Below are 13,613 nucleotides of genomic sequence, written 5' to 3'. Positions count from 1 at the left end.
TTTCCAGTTTTCTGTGTTCCGCCATCTTTTCGGAACACAGTAAGCTTGCGTTCATCGACAAATCCGCCTATTTCCGCCAGCAAGGCCATGAAGAAACCCGAAGCGCGCATCGAACCCTACACTCACCCCGCCGCAGGCTGGGGAGCGCTCAAATACGTCGCGATCAACCTCATCAAGGAGAAGGTCACAGGCGGCAACTACAGGACCTTGTTCAAGCAGAACCAGCCTGATGGCTTCGATTGTCCGGGCTGCGCGTGGCCGGATCGCGAACACGCGTCGACCTTCGAGTTCTGCGAAAACGGCGTCAAGGCCGTCGCGGCTGAGGCAACCAGCAAGCGTGTGACGCCGCAGTTCTTCGAGGAGCACACGATTGCGGAGCTGATGGAGCAGTCCGACTACGAGCTCGAGCAGCACGGCCGCCTGACCGACCCGATGGTCTACGACGCTCTTCGCGACCGCTACGTGCCGATCGGCTGGGACGAGGCGTTCGACCTGATCGCGCGTCACCTGAAAGCGCTCGACGATCCCGACCGCGCCGCCTTCTACACGTCGGGCCGCGCGAGCAACGAGGCCGCGTTCCTGTTCCAGCTGTTCGTGCGCATGTACGGCACCAACAACTTCCCCGACTGCTCGAACATGTGTCACGAGGCAACCAGCCGCGGCTTGCCGGGTACGGTGGGCGTCGGCAAGGGCACGGTCACGATGGACGATCTGGAACACGCCGACACGTTTCTGATCTTCGGCCAGAACCCGGCCACCAACCATCCGCGGATGCTCGGCGAACTGCGCGAATGCGCCAAGCGCGGCGCGACCATCGTGTCGATCAACCCGCTCAAGGAACGCGGCCTCGAGCGCTTCGCCAGCCCGCAGCACCCGATTGAAATGCTGACCATGGGCAGCACCAAGATTAGCTCCGTGTTCATTCGCCCGACGGTGGGCGGCGACTTCGCGCTGATCAAGGGCGTCGCCAAGCGCGTGATCGAACTGGACGACGCGGCCCTCGCGAGCGGCGGCGAACGCGTGCTTGATGTGGAATTCCTCGCTCAGCATACGGTCGGTTTCGAGGCCTTCGCTGACGATCTGCGCGCCGAAAGCTGGGACACCATCATCGCCGAATCGGGCGTGCCGATGGACGACGTGCTCAAGCTCGCCGACATCTACGTCAAAGGTAAAGCCGTCATTTCCACGTGGGGCATGGGCCTCACGCAGCACAAGAATTCGGTGCCGACGATCCAGATCCTGTCGAACCTGATGATGATGCGCGGCATGATCGGCAAGCGCGGCGCGGGTTTGTGCCCGGTGCGCGGTCACTCGAATGTGCAGGGCGACCGCACGGTGGGGATTGAAGAGCGTCCGACCCAGCAGTTCCTCGACCGTCTCGGCAAGGTGTATGACTTCGAGCCGCCGCGCGAACATGGCCTCGATGTCGTGAACTCGATTCAGGCAATGCTCGACGGCAAGGTAAAGGTGTTTATCGGCCTGGGCGGCAATTTCTCGATTGCGACGCCGGACACGCCGCGTACCTGGGAAGCCATGCGTTCGTGCGATCTGACCGTGCATATCACGACCAAGCTGAACCGCAGCCATCTCATCCATGGTCGCGACGCGCTGATTCTGCCGACGCTCGGCCGCACTGAGATCGATATCCAGAACGGCGTAGCGCAAGGCGTGAGCGTCGAAGATTCGTTCAGCATGGTGCACATCTCGTACGGCATGAACAAACCGGCTTCGCCGAATCTGCTGTCGGAAATCGCGATCGTCGCACGCATGGCCGAGGCGACGCTCGGTAGCGCCAAGGTCGACTGGCGCGCCCATACGAACGACTACGCGCTGATCCGCGACGGCATCGAAAAGGTGTTCCCCGGCTTCGAGAACTACAACGAACGTCTCAAGAATCCGGGCGGCTTCCACCTGGGCGTCGCCTCGCGCGACCGGATCTGGAATACGCCGAGCAAGAAGGCACAGTTCCTCGTGCACGCGATTTCGGTCGACTCGCCGATTCACCGCGCCCGCGTCCGCCACGGCGAGCGCCTGCTGACGCTGATGACGACCCGTTCGCACGACCAGTACAACACCACCATCTACGGGCTCGATGACCGCTATCGCGGCGTGTTCGGTCAACGCCGCGTGCTGTTTGCCAACAGGGCGGACATCGACATGCTTGGCTTTGAAGTGGGCCAGCGCGTGGACATTACGAGCGTGTGGGACGACGGCGTCGAGCGGCGGGCGGATAGCTTCCTGCTGGTCGAGTACGACATTCCACGCGGCTGCCTTGGCGCCTATTACCCGGAGACGAATCCGTTGGTGCCGCTTTCGTCGGTCGCAGACGGGGCCGGCACGCCGACCTCGAAGTCGATTCCGGTGCTGCTCACGGCATCGGTGGAAGAGGCAGTCGCCGCCTGAGACGAACGCGGCTTTGGCCGCGGGCCGAAAGCGCAAAAGCCGTTCCGACTTGCGTCGGAACGGCTTTTTTTCACTTCACTTCGCGTTTGGGAGGTGCGCAAGGATATTGCGCATCCACAGGCCGGTGACCGGCGACCGGATGGGCCGCCATCAATGGCTTACTGGCCGAAGAACACCGGCTTCACGCCGGTCGAAGCTGCAGGCGCGGTAGCGTGCACGCCGACTGCAGTAGCATTGGTCCCACCGCCATAAGACGTTTCGGCGCTGTTTTGCGCAGCCACACGAGCTTCAGCAGCCTGAATGTTGGACGGATAGAACGGATCCGAGATGCCCGGATGGTAGCCGGCTTGTTCGAGCTGAACCAGTTCGGCGCGAACTTGCGCGCGGGTGACGGGGGCGTTCGACTGCTGAGCAAACGATGCGACAGGAGCGACCAGTGCGGCGGCCACAACAACAGCTTGAATAAGCGACTTCATGGTAACGACCTCCAGATTTTATTTTCTGCCGCTGCGAACACCTTATTCGCAGCCAGTGATTGCATTGTAGTTATGCAATCCACTTGGAGTAATCACCATGTTTGCGAAACATTGTTACGCCATTTGATATAAAGCGCGCTCGACCGCGACGGTCACGACGGAGGCGCGCAGCGCACGGCTAGACCAGTAGTTTCACCAGCAAGGAAGCGATCAGGCCGCCCGTGCCGACAATGACGAGCGTCTGGATAATGGTCAGCGATTTGCGCGGGGCGGGGACAGAAGCAGAAGCGTTGGAGGAGGAAGTCACAAGTATTTCAGGTTTCGATTCAAGGAATGGCATACGCCGTACACCGCACGACTCGAGCCGTACGGTTTGCGAAGGCGTGATTGTACGGTGAAGTTTGGGAGAAGCGGATTTTGCGCGGTGCGATGGTTTGTCGCCGCCCCGCGCGGGCGGCATCTGTCAACCGCGCGCGTCAATTTTTGACAGGGAAGTACCAAAGGTTGCGGTCGCTGTAGCCAAACTGCGAGATGATCGCGCCGAGCGTGCCGTCTGCGCGGATTTCATCGAGCGCACGCGATACGGCATCATTCAGATCGACATCGCTCTTGCGCAGCGTGTAGCGTGCGTAGCCGTATTCCTGCGGCAGCGGCTTGTAGTCCGTCACCATCTGCATGGCAGCGGTGGGGTGCTGCTTCAGGAACGCTGAGATCTTGATGTCGTCTTCCATCGCCACATCGAGGCGTCCGGCTATCAGATCGGCGAATTCAGCCTCGTTACTCGTATAGAGCTTGAGGTCCTTCAGGTCTTTGCGCTGGCTGAGCAACTGGTGGTTGATACTGCCGCGCAGCGTCCCCACGGTACGGCCGGCAAAATCGGGCCACGCATGAATCTTCAAAGGATTACCCCGTCGCACCGCGATACCCGAACCGTACCAATAAGCCGGACTGGTGAACGCCACGACCCGCAAGCGCGTTTCAGTCTCATGCAGGTTATCCACGATCACGTCCGCGCGACCGGACAGCAACGTGGGAATCATCGCGTCGAAGGGCACGATATTCCACGTTACCTTGGTGATGCCAAGGCGTTTGGCGATCTCGCGAAAGATACGCACGTCGGCGCCATCGAAGCTGTTGGTCCTGTTGTCCTGGAACGTCGAAGGCGGGTCGGCGGCAATCACGAAGGTAATGCCGCTGTCGACCGCGCGTTTGTAAGAACCGTCGCCGCCGTCGAAACGCACGCCGTTGATTGCAGCGTCGTCTGCGGCCCAGGCTGTGGAAACAAAAAGCAGACCCGCCACCATCGAAGCAAACATTAGCGTTGCCATTCTCATGGAAAGCTCCCTGGTCATTGTTTTTAAGCCTTGGTTTTCAGTAGCGTCATAGACTCACGGTTCCACCCAGTTGCCGGTTTCGTTCCCACATCGAGCGCAAGAATTCTCGGGTGCGCGCTTGCTGGGGTGCTGCGAAAAACGCCGCTGGGTCGCCCTCTTCGACGATACGTCCATCCGCCATGAGCACGATGCGATCGGATACTTCACGCGCGAAACCCATTTCATGCGTGACAACGACCATCGTCATGCCTTCATCGGCAAGCTTACGCACGACGCGTAACACCTCCCCCACCAGTTCCGGATCGAGGGCCGACGTCACCTCATCGAAAAGCATGACCTCCGGCTGCATAGCCAGCGCACGCGCGATGGCCACGCGTTGTTGCTGCCCACCGCTCAACTCATGCGGATAGGCATTCGCTTTCGCCAGCAGACCGACCTTGTCGAGCAAGGCGTTTGCTTCGAGCATTGCATCGGACGACGAACGACCGAGTACGTGGATCGGCGCGACCGTAATGTTTTCGATCACGCTCAAATGCGAGAACAGGTTGAAGGATTGGAACACCATGCCGACCTTGACCCGAATCGCTTCCACCGCTCTATCACTATCGGTACGTCGCTTGCCGTTCTTTAGGGTTTGGTAAACGGGGACTTCATCGACATAGATCGTGCCGCTGTCGATGGTTTCCAGATGATTCATGCAGCGAAGCATCGTCGACTTGCCCGAACCGGACGGTCCCACGACACTCAGCACCTCACCTTTCGCGACGCTGAGCGAAACGTCCTTCAACGCATGCACGTCGCCGAAATGCTTGTTGACACGTTCAAGACGGATCATTGCGTCGCCACCGTGGCCTGCGACGCGCCACCCACCGGCTTCACCTTTGTGCCCACACTCATGCGCCGTTCGAGCCAGCGCACCAGCAACGCGCTCGGATAGGAGAACGCGAGGTAAATCGCTCCGATGATCGTGAACACGGTCGCGTACTGGAAATTCGTCGACGAAACGATTTGCCCCGTGAAAATCAGCTCTTTGACGGTGACGATCGAAACCAGTGAGGTGTCCTTGAAGAGCGAAATGCCGTAATTGCCGAGCGGCGGAATTACCACGCGAATCGCCTGGGGCAGCACAATCAGCCGCAACATCTTGCGGCGCGACATCCCGAGGGCTTTGGCGGCTTCGATCTGGCCTTGCGGAACCGCGGCAATGCCGGCGCGGTAGACCTCGGCAAGGTAAGCCGAATAGTTGATCGAGAGCCCGATTACACCCGCCATAAATGGATCGAAACGAATCCCGAACGAAGGCAGGACGAAATAGATGTAGAACAGTTGCAATAGCGCCGGCGTGCCGCGAATCACCTCGATATAAGTCGACGCGCAAGTGCGCAGGATCCGCGAGCGGCTGAGCTTAACGAGGGCGATCAGCAGCCCGAGTGGCAGACTGATCAACATGATGCAGGCAGTTAGCGCCAGACTCGTGGCCGCTCCTCTTAACAGCGCGGGCATGTAATCGCCCGCACCGTGGAAATCGAACAGGCCAAGAAATGTCGTCAGCATGGGGTTCCTTCGTGCCAATGCCCCACGCGCGCAACCACGCCGGCACATCGTAGCGCGGCGTCGCGTCAAGGCAATCCACTCGTTTTCGTGGCCTAGGTCGTTTGAAGTGTGAGGACTTCCGGATCGACTTCCGCGCCGAGCTTCCGGCTCACACGATCCGCATGTCTGCGCAGGGTGCGGCCCAACTCATGCAGGTCGTCGTCGCTCAAACCGCTCTTCAGCGTAGTGACGCTGATCGCGGCGACACCCTCGCCTTCGCGGTTGATAATGGCCGCGCCGATACACACCACGCCGATGTTGTCCTCTTCGTTGTCGAACGCGTAACCGCGCTCGGCAACCAGCAGCAAATCGTTCATCAATTCGGCGGGCGTCACGAGAGTGTATTCGGTGCGGCGCGGCATGCCGGTTTGCGCGAGCAGTTTGACGACCCGCGCGGGCGGTAGCAGCGCGAGTAGCGACTTGCCCAGCGCCGAGCAATGCGGCAGTTCGCGTTGCCCCAGCGCGGATGCGATCCGCAAGATACCGGGCGCGTCGACGCGGCTGATCGCCACCGCGTAGCCTTGATCAAGTATCGCAAGGCGCGAAGTCAAACCGGTCGACTCCGTGAGTTCGCGCAGCACCGGCATCGCAAGCTGCGACACGCCAACATCTTCCGCCGCTCGGTCGCCCAGAAATACGAGCGAAAGTCCTAACCGGTAGCGGCGTGAACCGCCAAGCCGTACATCAGCCACGAAGTTGCGCAGCAGAAGCGTCTGTAATAACGCAAACGCCGTGCTTTTAGATACACCGATCTGCTCAGCCACGCCTGCAACGGTCATCCCCTCGTTGCCGGCCTTCCCCAAGGCCTCAAGGACATCGAGCGCGCGACTCACGCTGCGTAGCGCGTATCGATCCTCTGTAGATTGAGCTGCATCTGTCATTTTGTTTTGATTCCTCAGATTGATGAAGCTACCCCGATAGCATCCCACATCTCATATTGACAGTCACTAATCCGGAAATTAATATGAATCTATTACCGAACCCAGTTCGGTAGGACCGAACAATTAATTATTCGGCGCGCGGCGTTCCTGATTCAAGGTGCGCCCTACCACGAAAAATAGCGACAGGAGGCCGCATTCGAGCCGACGACGCGTTCCGGGGCTTTTTGCGCGGCGTCACCAGCTCGGCGGCAAGCGACAATGGGAATAATCTCCGACCGGGGCTTGTGCATTGGCGGGCAGTCGAAAATGTCAGGGGCGCATTCGGCGAAACTCGTCCATAGCGAAATTATGCATATCCGGCTCGTAATCGAGCGCTTATCCGAGTCGGATCTCGACCAGTCGGGCTTGCCTCGCGCTTACTGGCGCAAACGCCTGCAAACCGTCATGCAAAACCATCAATTGTCGCAAGCCCAGTTCGACGAAATTGATCGAATTCTTGGCTCGCTTAATGAATAGCACAAACACAGCGAATTCCATCCGGCTGAAATCGGTAAAAAAACCGTCAATGCATTTCAATAGATTTCAAACTCGATCTGGAATCAGTAAATAATACCTTATTCATCATATGAATAAGGATGCACTCTTTATCAAGAATGTGACGCGGCGACGACATATTTGGGTCCACTCGCTGACATTCCGGTGGCCTGACAAATCCGGCGCGCCTGCGCTCGTCACAGTTTGGTTTGCGCGATATAAAACGTAAAATCCGCTGCAACCCAATGACTGTCCAGGAGAACATTGATGACTGCGCGCGCAACCGGGCCGATTGCGGCTACGACCTATCGTGGCGAGGCGATCGAAAACACGCATATTGCGCACGTCGCGGTGGTCGACGCGCAGGGCCGTTTGCTTTACGCCTTCGGCGATCCAACGCGGATGACGCTGGCACGTTCAGCGGCCAAACCCGCGCAAGCACTCGCGGTGCTCGAAACCGGCGCGCTTGAGCGCTTTGGCTTCGAGGAGGCCGATCTCGCGCTCATGTGCGGCTCGCACAACAGCGAGGAACGGCACATCGAGCGCGCCCGCCAGATGATCGCGAAAGCCCACGCGAGCGAAGCCGATCTGCGCTGCGGCGGCCATCCGCCCTTGTCGGACGCCGTCTTCCGGTCGTGGATCAAACGCGACTTTACGCCTGGCGCGGTATGCAGTAACTGCTCCGGCAAGCACGCAGGAATGCTCGCGGGTGCGCAGGCAATCGGTGCGGCCGTGCAGGATTACCATCGCCCCGATCATCCGCTGCAAGTTCGAGTTAAGCATACGGTCGCCCAGGTCTGCGATCTGCCCGACGAGGGCGTCCAATGGGCCGTTGACGGCTGCAATCTGCCTACGCCCGCTTTCCCGTTGGACCGTCTTGCGCGGCTGTATGCGAAGCTGGCCGATGCTGCCGCGCAACCCGCCGGAGAGGAAACGTCAGCGCGCAGTGCTGCGCTCGCGCGCATCTATCGCGCGATGACCGGCTACCCAGAGATGGTCGCAGGCGAAGGACGCTTCTGTACTGCGTTGATGCGCAGCTTCGAAGGGGCGCTGGTCGCCAAGGTGGGAGCAGACGCGAGCTATGCGATCGGCGTCCGGCCCTCCGGGCAGACGGCACGGCTTGGCGCCAATGGCGCGCTCGGGATTGCGGTGAAGGTGGAAGACGGTAACGCGACGGTGCTTTACGCCATCGTGGCCGATCTGTTGACCCGGCTCGAGATCGGCACCGCCGCGCAACGCGCCCAGCTCGAAGCGTTCCGCTCCCCGCCAATGCGCAACACCATGGGCGTGGAGACCGGGCGTATGGCGCTTTCAGTTGCGCTTGAATCCGTTGCCGCCACCCTGCCCTAATTGAGCGTCACAGTGGCCGACAGAGCCAGTGCGACACCGTTTGTGGCAACTTATTCGCTGCTGGTCCATTCCACGTTTGCACCGACCGAGCGCAGGTTTTCCACAAAGTGTGGATGCGCGCGGCGGATTGGCAGCGCGTTCATGATTTCCGAACGTCCCTCGATGCTGGCTGCGACCATCAGAAGCGCGATCGCCACCCGAATGATGTACGGACTCTCGACTCTGGCGGGACTCAACGGCAGCCCGCCAAACGTGATCAGGCGATGCGGGTCCGACAGGAACACGTGCGCGCCGAACTTGGAGAGCTCGCCGGACCAGCCCATTGCGCCGTCATAGACCTTGTTCCAGAACATAGCGCTGCCTTCGGCCTTCACTCCAAGGGCGATGAAGATAGGCAGCAGGTCCACCGGCAGGTACGGCCAAGGCGCCGCTTCCACCTTGGTGAGGATGTTCTGCGTGAACGGCCGGCGCACCCGCAACGGCCCTTCACGGAGCGCGCGCGACCAGCCGTCGCGATGTACCACTTCCACGCCGAACTTGGCGAAAGTCCGATCGATCAGCGGAAACTGCTCGGGCGCGGTATTCCGGACCACGATGTCGCCGCCGGTAATCGCACCCAGTGCCAGGAAGGTGGCGATTTCGTGGAAATCCTCGCTAAAACGGAATTCTCCGCCGCCGAGTGCGTTGCCGCCCGACACGCTCAGACGCGAGGTGCCAATACCGTCAATCTCGACACCCAGCATCGCGAGAAAACGGCAAAACTCCTGCACATGCGGTTCAGACGCCGCATTGACGAGCGTCGACGTACCCTGCGCCGACGCCGCACACAAAACGAAGTTCTCGGTGGTAGTGACCGACGCGTAATCCAGCCAATGCTGATTCGCGGTCATCTGCGTCTCGGCGCGCACGATCAGCGAATCTGCGGTGCGTGCGACCCGTGCGCCGAAGCGCTCGAACACCTCGACGTGCGGGTCGATCTCGCGCACGCCGAGCGTGCAGCCCTTCACGTCGTTCTCGAGGCGGGCCACGCCGAAACGCGCCAGCAAAGGCGGGACGAGCATGATCGACGAACGCATTTCCTCGGGCAGCTTGTGCGCCACGGGATCGAAGGCAGTAGCGTGGTGATGCAAATCGAGAATGCCGGTGCCGAAGTCCATCGACACCTCGCTACCCAGCATACGGAAGATGTCGAGAATCTTCTTGACGTCGGTAATCTCGGGGACGCCGATCAGGCGCAACGGCTGGCAGGTCAGCAGCGTGGCGCAGAGAATCGGCAGGACAGCGTTTTTATTGGCGGATGGCTCGATCTCGCCGCGTAACGGGAGACCGCCATGAACGATCAGGTTCGACATGTTCGGCAGGGGCTGAAAAGAGGGGGACGTGAGGCCGATATCATGCCATTGCGCGAGGCCCGCTGCTGATCGGACGAGGCCGATTTTTTGCGCTATGTCGCGAAGTTGGTGCACGGAGCCAAGACCGCCGTCGTCGCGATTCCCAAATATCGGCGCTCGCCGAATATAAAAGCCGCCGCCTGGCGCCGTCAGCCCTGCAAGCGGGCTTCGATCCGCCGAATTAGCCGCTCAGCCCAGCTACGCAGCAGCGTATTCGACGCCACCAGCGGTATCGAATAGCCGATAACCTGATACACCTTGCCGCGCTGAATCTTGGAGACCTTGGCCGGATCGAGCCAATCGTCGTTATGGACCAGCAACAATACCGTCTCGAGGCCGATCAGCACCGGCCATAGGCAGGCCAGCCTCAAACGAACGGAGAAAGCCGGAATCGCCAGCGTATATTCAACCGCTTCGCGGAAGTGATCGAGGGTCAGGCGGACCAGTTCGAACAGGAGCGGCTGCGCCCGCAGAGAATTGGCCGGCTCCAGCAAGTCTTGCGGGCTCAGGCCAAATCGATCCAGCATCTCGACGGGAAGATAACAGCGGCCAATCCGCAAATCCTTGCCGCAGTCGCGTAAAACATTGGTCATCTGCAATGCTTTGCCAAAGCGGACTCCGCGGCGCAGCATCGCCGACATCGTCTCCGGCGAGCCTTTGAGCGTCCCCGGCATGTGCGCGTAAGTCATCCTGGTCCAGAATTCGCCGACGCAGCCCGCGACCAGATAGGTGTATCGATCGAGCTCGGACAATTCCTGAAGCGCAACGATCTGCCCCGAACGTTCGTCCGGGAAGGTGCGGAGATCGAACTCCATTCCCTCCGTGAGCGTCGAGACAATCTCGCGCACGGCCTTGCGATCCGACTCGCTCAGTTGCGACAGGATCGCCAGCGCGGGGCCGAGTGACTCGAGCAACACCTTTTCGTCTGACTGCGTCTGCTGCCCCGCCACCTCCACCGACATGCGCCGCAGGAATGCGCCCTGGTCGCCCGCACCGTTGACCTGAGCGCGCAGCGAGAGGAGCAACTCCAGCCGTTGCGCCGGGGGAATCAGCGAAGTGTCGGCAATCGTATCGGCAGCACGCGCGAGAAGATACGCGAGACCAATCGGGTCGCGCATTCCGGCGGGCAAGATACGCAGCGTGAGGTAAAAGGAACGTGAAACGCCTTTCAGCAGCGGACCCAGGAGGTAGGTCCGGGTAGGATTCAGCATGGATCGATCAGGTCGGTTTGGGACAAATTAGGCGCTGCCGAATTGTATCTGCAAACCGTGAACGTCCTGTCAGCCACGCGTGGGCCCGTTTCATTCGTGGCGCCGCCGCAGAGGCCCTTGAGGCCTCGCGCGGCGTCAGTCAACGTTTCAATCCAGCGGTTTGCCCATCTTGGCGGCCGCTTTTTCCATATGACCGCCAAAGTCGTGACGCATCGCCGACAGCACGCGGTTGGCGAAATCCCCGTCGCCGCGTGAACTAAAGCGTGCAAACAGCGCCGCGCTCAGGACCGGAGCGGGCACGCCCTCGTCGATCGCCGCATCGACCGTCCAACGCCCTTCGCCCGAGTCCGATACGCGTCCTGAGTACTGATCGAGGCCCGCGTCGCCAACCAGCGAAGCGGCGGTCAGGTCGAGCAACCACGAGCCGATCACGCTGCCGCGCCGCCAGACCTCCGTGATCTCGGGCAAATTCAGGTCGTACTGATAGAACTCGGGACCATGCAGCGGCGAGGTTTCGGCGTCGACATCCTGCGTCTTCTTGCCCGCATTGGCGTTGTGGAGGATGTTCAAACCCTCCGCGTAAGCCGCCATGATTCCGTACTCAATGCCGTTGTGAACCATCTTGACGAAGTGACCGGCGCCTTGTGGCCCGCAATGCAGGTAGCCCTGATCGGCCGTGCCGGCGTCTTTGGGCCGACCCGGCGTGGGTGTGGCCGCGCCCGGTCCCGGCGCCAAAGTCGAGAAAATCGGCCCAAGCCGCTCGACCACGGCCTTTTCGCCGCCAACCATCAGGCAATAGCCGCGCTCGCGGCCGAACACACCGCCGCTCGTGCCGACATCCACGTAGTGAAGCTGCTTGGTGGCCAGTTCTTTGCCACGGCGGATGTCGTCGCGGTAGAAGGAGTTGCCGCCGTCGATCACGATATCGCCCGGTTCAAGGAAAGGCGTCAGTTGCGCGAGCGTCGTATCAACCACGGCCGCCGGCACCATCAGCCAGACGGCGCGCGGTTTGGCCAGTCGCTTGACCATGTCTTCGAGCGAGGAGGCGCCCTCGACACCGCCCTGTTTGAGTTTCTCGACCGCCGCCTGCTGGACGTCGTAGACCACGCATGTCTGACCGCCGGCGGTCAGGCGTCGCACCATGTCGGCGCCCATGCGCCCCAATCCAATCATGCCTAGCTGCATGTCTCACTCCTTACGTGCGATACCGCGATAGCTGCTGTCGCGGTCGTTCAAGCCAGTTGTGAACCAGGACCGCCCATACATGCGAGACGCGGAACGACGCTCGCATACGAAAGCAATGGTCCTGTACGGTCGTACCTTAGTACGTTAGTCGCCACCCGTTCTTTTCGCAGGGAATCTTTTCCACACAATTGCGGGCTGGCGTGTAGCGCGGGGCAGTTATTGCCGGCATGCAATGTGCCTGCTTGCGGGCAGGCGCAACGGTGAGACAGGGGGATGACGGAAGTCGTTCAATTCACCGGCGGGCGCGATGAGGAAATGCCGTGGATCGAGCGGCCGAATGGGCCGCTCGTGTCTTGCTGGACGCTCTGATCCGGCGTCTCGCGGGTTCGCGTAAGGCGTATCCAATCAATGATGCGCCTCGTGCGGAGGGCGCGCCGGCGCGCCCTCGCTGCCACCCGCAATTCAATTCGGCTTTAGGTCCGTTGCGGCCACAGCGTGCGGCCAAAGAAGGTCAACGTGCGATCCCAGGCCAACTGCGACCAGACCGGATCGAACTGGGTGCGCGAAATACGGCCTGGCCCGACCGCGGTTTCGTTGGCGAATGCATGGTGCGCCAGATAGTGGTGCGACTCCAGATCGACTTTCGCGTCGCGCAGTTTGGCTTCGAGGGCTTCGACCATGGCAGGCGGGAAGAACTCGTCTTGCGTACCCCAATGCGCCTGCACCGGTACTTTGATCTTGTCTGCCTGGATGTACTCCAGCGGCGGGCAACCGTACCACACCACGGCGGCCGACAATTCGGGAGTCTGGCCGAGCGCCAGCAGTGTCAGCGCGCCGCCCATGCAGTAGCCGGTCAGACCAATGCGATCCGTATGTTGTTTCAGGTACTGCACGGCGCCGCGAATATCCTGCGAAGCGGCGTCGCCGAAATCGAGCCCGGTCATCAGATGGTGCGCTTCCTCCTCTTCGACCGTCGCTTTTCCGCGGTAGAGATCGGGGACCAGAGCCAGATAACCGGACTGCGCGAGCCGGTCGGCTACGCCGCGAATCTGGTCGTTCAAGCCCCACCATTCCTGAATCACGACAATGGCGGGCGCGCCGACCGGGTTTTGCGGTTTGGCGAGATAGCCTTCGACATCCTTTCCATCAGGGCGGCGAAAGGTAATCATGGATCCTAGTGGCTGTTTCATGAGACGGTCCTCGGTTAGGCGGAACGCATAGCATAGCGGTTGTTGTGAAGGGTTGCTGGCGGGCT

12 protein-coding genes are annotated in these 13,613 nt (G+C 60.7%); 2 read left to right on the top strand and 10 right to left on the bottom strand.

Going from position 1 to position 13,613, the window contains the following annotated elements:
- The first annotated feature begins 87 nt into the window (after positions 1–87).
- On the top strand, positions 88–2,403 hold the full coding sequence (locus P3T40_RS13605; RefSeq protein WP_429268230.1) for an FdhF/YdeP family oxidoreductase: 2,316 nt from the start codon (positions 88–90) through the stop codon (positions 2,401–2,403).
- Between the two features lie 158 nt (positions 2,404–2,561).
- On the opposite strand, the gene P3T40_RS13600 is transcribed toward P3T40_RS13605, so the two are convergent.
- From P3T40_RS13600 to P3T40_RS13575, 6 genes are all read right to left on the bottom strand, one after another.
- Positions 2,562–2,879: a DUF4148 domain-containing protein gene (locus tag P3T40_RS13600; RefSeq protein ID WP_429268229.1), complete on the bottom strand. Its 318-nt coding sequence runs from the start codon at positions 2,877–2,879 to the stop codon at positions 2,562–2,564.
- A 178-nt stretch (positions 2,880–3,057) separates the two neighbouring features.
- Entirely contained in the window at positions 3,058–3,186 is a 129-nt protein-coding gene (locus P3T40_RS13595; RefSeq protein ID WP_429268228.1) for a hypothetical protein, read from the bottom strand.
- Between the two features lie 169 nt (positions 3,187–3,355).
- Positions 3,356–4,213 carry a substrate-binding periplasmic protein gene (locus P3T40_RS13590; protein ID WP_429268227.1) on the bottom strand — a complete coding sequence of 286 codons (858 nt, stop codon included), beginning with the start codon at positions 4,211–4,213 and terminating at the stop codon, positions 3,356–3,358.
- A 46-nt stretch (positions 4,214–4,259) separates the two neighbouring features.
- Positions 4,260–5,048, bottom strand: a complete 789-nt coding sequence (locus tag P3T40_RS13585) for an amino acid ABC transporter ATP-binding protein (protein WP_429268226.1) — start codon at positions 5,046–5,048, stop codon at positions 4,260–4,262.
- Positions 5,045–5,767, bottom strand: a complete 723-nt coding sequence (locus tag P3T40_RS13580) for an amino acid ABC transporter permease (protein ID WP_429268225.1) — start codon at positions 5,765–5,767, stop codon at positions 5,045–5,047. Before P3T40_RS13580 ends, P3T40_RS13585 begins: the two co-directional genes overlap by 4 nt.
- A gap of 92 nt (positions 5,768–5,859) precedes the next feature.
- Positions 5,860–6,687, bottom strand: a complete 828-nt coding sequence (locus tag P3T40_RS13575; protein WP_429268224.1) for an IclR family transcriptional regulator — start codon at positions 6,685–6,687, stop codon at positions 5,860–5,862.
- 801 nt (positions 6,688–7,488) lie between these two features.
- Between P3T40_RS13575 and P3T40_RS13570 the strand changes: the two genes are divergently transcribed.
- A complete protein-coding gene (locus P3T40_RS13570) occupies positions 7,489–8,571 on the top strand; it encodes an asparaginase (RefSeq protein ID WP_429268223.1) in 1,083 nt (360 codons plus the stop codon).
- Between the two features lie 50 nt (positions 8,572–8,621).
- On the opposite strand, the gene P3T40_RS13565 is transcribed toward P3T40_RS13570, so the two are convergent.
- The 4 genes from P3T40_RS13565 to P3T40_RS13550 form a co-directional block, all read right to left on the bottom strand.
- On the bottom strand, positions 8,622–9,923 hold the full coding sequence (locus P3T40_RS13565) for a UDP-N-acetylglucosamine 1-carboxyvinyltransferase (protein WP_429268222.1): 1,302 nt from the start codon (positions 9,921–9,923) through the stop codon (positions 8,622–8,624).
- Between the two features lie 188 nt (positions 9,924–10,111).
- Entirely contained in the window at positions 10,112–11,173 is a 1,062-nt protein-coding gene (locus P3T40_RS13560) for a phytoene/squalene synthase family protein (protein ID WP_429268221.1), read from the bottom strand.
- Between the two features lie 147 nt (positions 11,174–11,320).
- Positions 11,321–12,358: a phosphogluconate dehydrogenase (NAD(+)-dependent, decarboxylating) gene (gnd, locus tag P3T40_RS13555; RefSeq protein ID WP_429268220.1), complete on the bottom strand. Its 1,038-nt coding sequence runs from the start codon at positions 12,356–12,358 to the stop codon at positions 11,321–11,323.
- Positions 12,359–12,831: 473 nt separating this feature from the next.
- Positions 12,832–13,548 (bottom strand): dienelactone hydrolase family protein, encoded by a 717-nt coding sequence (locus P3T40_RS13550; RefSeq protein WP_429268219.1) that lies wholly within the window; start codon positions 13,546–13,548, stop codon positions 12,832–12,834.
- Between the last annotated feature and the right edge of the window lie 65 nt (positions 13,549–13,613).

The sequence above is a fragment of the Paraburkholderia sp. EB58 genome (assembly GCF_050436665.1).
Taxonomy (GTDB): Bacteria; Pseudomonadota; Gammaproteobacteria; order Burkholderiales; family Burkholderiaceae; genus Paraburkholderia.
Note: the sequence above shows the minus strand (reverse complement) of the source record. Positions and strands in the feature narration are given on the sequence as shown.

Coding starts and splice junctions, on each gene's coding strand:
- P3T40_RS13585 (WP_429268226.1), bottom strand. CDS start 5,048: ATGATCCGTCTTGAACGTGTCAACAAGCATTTCGGCGACGTGCATGCG.
- P3T40_RS13550 (WP_429268219.1), bottom strand. CDS start 13,548: ATGAAACAGCCACTAGGATCCATGATTACCTTTCGCCGCCCTGATGGA.
- gnd (WP_429268220.1), bottom strand. CDS start 12,358: ATGCAGCTAGGCATGATTGGATTGGGGCGCATGGGCGCCGACATGGTG.
- P3T40_RS13590 (WP_429268227.1), bottom strand. CDS start 4,213: ATGAGAATGGCAACGCTAATGTTTGCTTCGATGGTGGCGGGTCTGCTT.
- P3T40_RS13605 (WP_429268230.1), top strand. CDS start 88: ATGAAGAAACCCGAAGCGCGCATCGAACCCTACACTCACCCCGCCGCA.
- P3T40_RS13560 (WP_429268221.1), bottom strand. CDS start 11,173: ATGCTGAATCCTACCCGGACCTACCTCCTGGGTCCGCTGCTGAAAGGC.
- P3T40_RS13575 (WP_429268224.1), bottom strand. CDS start 6,687: ATGACAGATGCAGCTCAATCTACAGAGGATCGATACGCGCTACGCAGC.
- P3T40_RS13565 (WP_429268222.1), bottom strand. CDS start 9,923: ATGTCGAACCTGATCGTTCATGGCGGTCTCCCGTTACGCGGCGAGATC.
- P3T40_RS13570 (WP_429268223.1), top strand. CDS start 7,489: ATGACTGCGCGCGCAACCGGGCCGATTGCGGCTACGACCTATCGTGGC.
- P3T40_RS13580 (WP_429268225.1), bottom strand. CDS start 5,767: ATGCTGACGACATTTCTTGGCCTGTTCGATTTCCACGGTGCGGGCGAT.
- P3T40_RS13600 (WP_429268229.1), bottom strand. CDS start 2,879: ATGAAGTCGCTTATTCAAGCTGTTGTTGTGGCCGCCGCACTGGTCGCT.